The following is a 3,914-nucleotide window of genomic DNA, read 5'->3' as shown; positions in this document are numbered from 1 at the left end:
GCCCGCGCCGCGCCGCCGCCCCCGCGCCCCCCTCCGCTCTCGCGGGCCCCCGCCCGGGGGGGGGTGGGTTGGGGGGGGGGTGGGCAGTTGAGGCCCTTCGGGCAGACACCCGAGGGGGAGGACCTGCGACAGGAGGCACCGTTATGCGCATCCCTGGACCCGAGCACCAGGAGGACGGCGGGCTGAGCGCCATCGCGGCTGCGGGCGGGCTGCACCGGCACCAATTACGCCTGCACGAGGCGTACGGCCCCGTCGTGCGCTTCCAACTGCCGGGCGCGGGCACGGCCGTGTCGGTCGCCGACCCCGTGCTTCTGGAGGCCACGGCGCACATCGACAAGCGGCCCGAGGAGCTGTTCGCGTTCCTGGACCCGCTGTGCGAGGCGGGCAACCTGCAAGTGCTGCCCGCCGACGAGCACACACCCTGGCGCCGACTGCTGCTCTCGGTGCTCGCCGGACGGCCGGCTCACGAGCGGCACTTCGCGCGCTTCAACGAGCTGGCGCGGGAACTCGCGGACCGCTGGGCCGGGCAGACCGACGGCGAACCCGTAGAGCTGCAGAAGGAGTTGACCGCGCTGTCGCTCCGTATGATCTGCGGGTTCGCGCTCGGCGGTGCGGAAACCGACACGGACCGTGTCGTCGCCGCGTTCGAGGAGGTGCTCACCGAACACCTCGGGCGGCTCTACCAGGTGCCGCGGTCCGACCCGCGCTCGGCACAGCGGGCCGAGGAGGCCCTCGGGTATCTGCGCGCGACGGTCGACCGCGTGGTGGCGGCGCATCGTCCGGGCGGCCGCACCGACCGCAGCGACCTGATCGGGGCGCTCGTCGAGGCCGGTCAGAGCCCGGCGCGGATTCGGGACACCGTGATGGTGACGCTGCTCGCCGCCCACCACACCACGGGCGTCGCCGTCTCGTGGACGCTGCACCTGCTGGGTCGCCATCCGGAGGTGGCCGATCGCGTCACCGCCGAACTGGACCAGGTGCTGGGGGAGCGCGCCACGCCCGATTACGGTGATCTGCGGCGGCTCACCTATCTGGACATGGTGCTCAAGGAGTCGATGCGCCTGTTCCCGCCCGGTCCGTACGGCGCACGCGAGACGACCGAGGACCTGGCCCTGGGCCCGTACGAGATCCCGGCCGGGACGACGGTGTTCTATCCGTTCTGGGCGGTGCACCTGAACCCCGAGCACTGGCCCGATCCGGAGCGGTTCGACCCCGAGCGCTTCACGCCGCAGGAGATGGCCAAGCGGCCGAGGCTCGCGTACATCCCCTTCGGGATCGGGCCACGCAGCTGCGAGGGCGCCGCCTTGGCCACGGTCGAGGCCCAGCTTGTCCTGACCGTCCTCCTCAAGCGCCTGCGCTTCCGGCCCGCGCCGGGGCACGAAGTGACGCCGGTGGAACGGTTCGTGCTGTGGGCACGGGACGGGATCCGGATGACGGTGCGGCCACGGGACCTCTAGGGGCGCAAGGACCCCGACGTCGTCCTCATCGGCGGTGGCCGCCACGATCGGCTCGACGCTGATCGCCTTCGGCGGGTGGATTCAGGTCGCGCCAGCGGGCGTACGCGGCGCTGTCCGGGCAGGCCGCCAGATAGCCGTCGACATCTCGGTGCCGCGGGGCGCCAGCGGGCCGTCGTGGCGCCAGGCCAGAATGTGCCGGTACCACAAGGGATTTCCGGCCAGGGGGCGGACCACGACGCCGGGTACCTCGATGAACGTGGCCTGGCAGAGGCTGACGGCCAGGCCCGCCCGTACGATCTCGATCAGTTGCCGTCCCTCCGCCTCGTAGGGGGCGGACGGGGCGCGGCCGGTCACGGCGCAGAGGGAAGCCCAGTACTCGTGGGTCCGGTCGCCGTCGGGCCGCGGGACAGCCCAGTCCTCCGCCAGGAGGTCGGCCAGGGAGACCTCGTCCTGCGCGGCGAGCGGGTGGGCCGTCGGCAGGAGGGCGAAGACCGGCTCGGCGACGATCGTGTGGAGTGCCACGCCCTCGCGTCGTGGCAGCTCCTGGCCGGGGTGGTCGCCGAGCACCGCTGCCTCGAGGCGGCCCGCGGCGAGGTCGTCGAGCAGGGCAACGGGGGAGTACTGGCAGCGCGAGGTCAAGTCGGCTTCGGGCAGCAACACCCCGACGGCCAGGAGGAGATGGCCGAGCAGCGGGGCGCCGACCGAACCCACCCGGATCCGGTCCGACCCCGATCTGCGGCGGGCGGCGCGGGCCGTGTCGGCGAGCAGACCGTCGACGCCCGGCAGGATGGCGCGGGCCCGCGCGATGACCAGCTCGCCGAAGGGCGTGGGGGCGGCGCCGGACTGCCGCCTGTCGAACAAGGCTCCGCCCAACATGGCCTCGATGCGGCGCAGTTGGGCGCTGAGTCCCGGCTGCGTCATGCGGAGCGAGGCGGCGGCGCGGGTGAGGCTCCCCGCCTCGGCGATCGCGCACACCACCCGCAGGTGCCGTATCTCCAGATCCATGGCGCGGATGTTATGGACCGACGACATCTTTCGGACAGGGGCATGCGTCCGCAGTCTTATGTGAAATGTCACACGCCATTCATGGGAGGCTTCATGAGAAGCAGTGATCACGTGAGAAGTCGCTACGCCTCGCCGGCCGTCCGGACGGCGCTTCTGCCGTTGCTGTTCGCGGTGTTGGCCCCGCTCCTGCTCGCCGTTCCCCCTTCGGCCGTCGCCGCGACGGCCGCCGAACGGCCGTCCGCCTGTGCACTGCGCGGCACCACCGGCTGGACGGACGAAGGGCATGACACGGACTACTCCGTGTTCAAGCGCCCGGTGGGCACCATCAAGGTCGCCATGGTCTTCGTGGACTTCCCGGACGCGCCCGCGACCGAGTCCCCGGCCGACGCCGCGGGCCGACTCACGCCCGGCGCGGACTGGTTGCGCAACGCTTCGTACGGCAAGGCACGGCTCGACATCACCCGGCATCAGCGCTGGGTGAGGATGCCACACAAGTCCACTGACTACGGATACGAGCGCGGCCTCTCGCACGAGGAGCACGAGGCGTACGTCAAGGACGCGGTCACGGCGGCCGACCCGGACGTGGACTTCTCGCGGTACGACATGGTCTACGTCGTGGCGACGAAGAACGCGTCGGCGATCTCCTTCACCCCCACCTATGTGTACGAGCCGGGGACGGCGGGCGTCGTCGCCGACGGCAGGCGGATCAAGTGGGCGGTCACCTTCGGCCAGGACATGTGGCACTGGGGGAAGAAGCTGGTGGCCCACGAGACCGGCCACACCTTCGGGCTGCCCGACCTGTACGCCTTCGACGCGGGTGACGACCTGCATCGCTTCGTGGGCGGATGGGACGTGATGGGGCTGATCGGCGGGGCCGGGCCGCAGTACTTCGCCTGGCAGTCCTGGAAGTTGGGATGGACGGACGACAGACAGGTCGTGTGCCGGGCATCGGCGGGCAGCGACACCGTACGTCTCACCGCGGTGGAGTACGGGTCCGGCACCAAGATGGCGGTCATCCGCACCGGCCCCACCACCGCGTACGTCGTCGAATCGCGGCGGGGTGTCCGGGCGGACAGCGGCGTCTGCTCGACCGGTGCGCTGGTCTACCGGGTCGACTCGTCCGTGGCGACCGGTGAGGGGCCGATCAGGGTCATGGACGCCAAGCCGAGTGCCACGCCCGCGTCGGGCTGCCGGCCGTTGGACGACGCCCCGTACTGGGCCGGTGAGTCGTTCACCGACTCCGCCGCGGGCGTCCGGATCGAGGTGTTGAGCGCCGACGGGTACGGCGAGACCGTGCGGATCACCAAGTCGTGATCGCCAAGTCATAGCGTCCCGGCGGCAGTTGTGGCCCCGCGCCCCCCCCCCCCCCCCCCGGTGCCCGGGGCCCCCCCCGGTGAGCCCCCGCCCCGGGGAAGGCACGTGGGGGGAGTGGCGCCACACCAGCCCCCCCCG

General features: G+C 72.0%; 3 protein-coding genes. 2 read left to right on the top strand and 1 reads right to left on the bottom strand.

The window, feature by feature from the left end:
- Nucleotides 1-143 precede the first annotated feature (143 nt).
- Nucleotides 144-1,457 carry a cytochrome P450 gene (locus tag ACFWY6_RS25095; RefSeq protein WP_384694418.1) on the top strand — a complete coding sequence of 438 codons (1,314 nt, stop codon included), beginning with the start codon at nt 144-146 and terminating at the stop codon, nt 1,455-1,457.
- A gap of 81 nt (nt 1,458-1,538) precedes the next feature.
- Here ACFWY6_RS25095 and ACFWY6_RS25090 read toward each other — a convergent pair whose 3' ends face one another.
- The gene (locus ACFWY6_RS25090) at nt 1,539-2,462 is read right to left on the bottom strand and encodes a LysR family transcriptional regulator (RefSeq protein WP_384694415.1); all 924 of its coding nucleotides are present in this window, start codon (nt 2,460-2,462) and stop codon (nt 1,539-1,541) included.
- A gap of 111 nt (nt 2,463-2,573) precedes the next feature.
- Between ACFWY6_RS25090 and ACFWY6_RS25085 the strand changes: the two genes are divergently transcribed.
- Complete coding sequence (locus ACFWY6_RS25085) at nt 2,574-3,776, top strand: M6 family metalloprotease domain-containing protein (protein ID WP_384694412.1); 1,203 nt, start codon at nt 2,574-2,576, stop codon at nt 3,774-3,776.
- Nucleotides 3,777-3,914 lie beyond the last annotated feature (138 nt).

Source organism: Streptomyces sp. NPDC059037, from assembly GCF_042740015.1.
GTDB lineage: Bacteria > Actinomycetota > Actinomycetes > Streptomycetales > Streptomycetaceae > Streptomyces.
Note: the sequence above shows the minus strand (reverse complement) of the source record. Positions and strands in the feature narration are given on the sequence as shown.